The 1,439-nt window shown below is 68.2% G+C and carries 1 protein-coding gene; it reads left to right on the top strand.

Translation table 11 applies throughout. From position 1 onward, the window contains the following. A partial coding sequence (locus AX690_RS21795) for an efflux RND transporter permease subunit (RefSeq protein WP_197426938.1) occupies positions 1-1,439 on the top strand: 1,439 nt, incomplete at both ends.

A 1,439-nucleotide genomic window follows, 5' to 3' on the forward strand; every position in this document is an offset into this window, starting at 1 on the left:
GAGGGCAAGACCTTCTCGCCGATGGCCATCACCGTGATGCTGGCCCTGGCCGGCGCCTTCGTGCTGTCGCTGACCTTCATCCCGGCCATGATCGCCATCTTGATCAACGGCAAGGTGGCCGAGAAGGAAGTCGCGCCGGTCCGTTGGACCAAGTCCCGCTACGAACCGGCCCTGCGCAAGGTCGTGGCCAAGCCCTGGCCGGTGATCGGCGGCGCGGTGGCGCTCTTTGTCCTGGCCGCCGTGACCTTCGGGTTCCTGGGCCGGGAGTTCACGCCTCAGCTCGACGAGAAGGACATGGCCGTCCAGGCCCTGCGCATCCCGTCGACCTCGCTGGAACAGTCTCTGCGCATGCAGCGGCGGATCGAGCGCGTCGTGGCAGGCTTCCCCGAAGTGGCCTTCGTCTACTCCAAGACCGGCACGGCCGAGGTCGCCAGCGACCCCATGCCGCCCAATGCCTCGGACGCCTTCATCATCCTCAAGCCCAAGGACGAATGGCCCAATAAGAATGAGACCAAAGCCGAGCTGATCGGCCGCATCGAGAACAAGCTGGAAGGCCTGACGGGCAACGCCTACGAGTTCAGCCAGCCGATCCAGATGCGCTTCAACGAGCTGATCGCCGGCGTGCGCGGCGACGTGGCGATCAAGGTTTATGGCGACGATCTCGACGCCATGAGCCGCACCGCCGAAGAGATCGCCACGGTCCTGCGGACGGTGAAGGGCGCGGCGGACGTCAAGGTCGAGCAGACCTCTGGCTTCCCGACCCTCGACGTTCAGCTCGACCGCGACGCCATCGGCCGCCTGGGCCTGACGGTCGAAGAGGTCGCCGACACCCTGGCCGTGGCCATGGGCGGCCGCGAGGCCGGCCTGGTCTTCCAGGGCGACCGACGCTTCGACGTGGTGGTCCGCTTGCCGGACGCCAGCCGCAACGACCTGGACGCCGTCGGCGCCCTGCCGGTGATGCTGCCGGAACGGGCCGGTGGCGGGGCCCGCGCATCTGTGCCGCTGCGCGACGTGGCCAAGTTCTCCTATTCGGAAGGCCTCAACCAGGTCAGCCGCGAGAACGGCAAGCGTCGCGTCGTCGTCCAGTCCAATGTTCGCGGCGCGGACCTGGGCTCGTTCGTCACGCAGGCCCAGCAGAAGGTCGATGCGCAGGTCAAGCTGCCGGCCGGCTCCTGGCTGGTCTGGGGTGGTCAGTACGAGAATCTGAAGGCCGCCCAAGGCCGCCTGGCGCTCGTGGTCCCGCTCTGCTTCCTGCTGATCTTCGGCCTGCTCTACATGGCCCTGGGCGGCATCGCGCCGGCCGCGGCCGTGTTCTCGGCCATTCCGCTGGCCTTGGCCGGTGGGGTGTTTGGCCTGGCGCTGCGGGGCATCCCGTTCTCGGTCTCGGCCGCCGTCGGCTTCATCGCGCTCTCGGGCGTGGCGGTGCTGAACGGCCTGGT

Origin of the sequence: Caulobacter sp. CCH9-E1 (assembly GCF_001556515.1) — a bacterium.
Taxonomy (GTDB): domain Bacteria; phylum Pseudomonadota; class Alphaproteobacteria; order Caulobacterales; family Caulobacteraceae; genus Caulobacter.